Source organism: Oceanospirillum sediminis (genome assembly GCF_014164585.1).
Lineage (GTDB): Bacteria > Pseudomonadota > Gammaproteobacteria > Pseudomonadales > Halomonadaceae > Oceanospirillum > Oceanospirillum sediminis.
On the sequence record NZ_JACJFM010000338.1, the window covers coordinates 1 to 312 of the forward strand.

At 46.2% G+C, this 312-nt stretch carries 1 protein-coding gene; it reads right to left on the minus strand.

Annotated features, from left to right (window positions below):
• A partial coding sequence (locus tag H4O21_RS28855; RefSeq protein WP_182812753.1) for an HYR domain-containing protein occupies positions 1 to 312 on the minus strand: 312 nt, incomplete at both ends.

The following is a 312-nucleotide window of genomic DNA, read 5'->3' on the forward strand; positions in this document are numbered from 1 at the left end:
AGCCGTGTTACCAGAAGCATCTTCAACCTCGAAGGTATTAGTCGTTGTCCCTACCGGGAATAATGACCCAGAAGGAAGTCCCGCAATTTGAGTAGTAGTTACTGTACCTGAGGCATTATTATCTGTACCTACAGGAGCAGTATAAGTTACCACCGCACCATCAGTACCACCATCTACATTGACGTTTATAGGGGCAGGACAGTTAATCGTAGGATCTTCGTTATCCGTTACGGTCACATCAAAGCTACAGGTAGCTGTGTTACCAGAAGCATCTTCAACCTCGAAGGTATTAGTCGTTGTCCCTACCGGGAA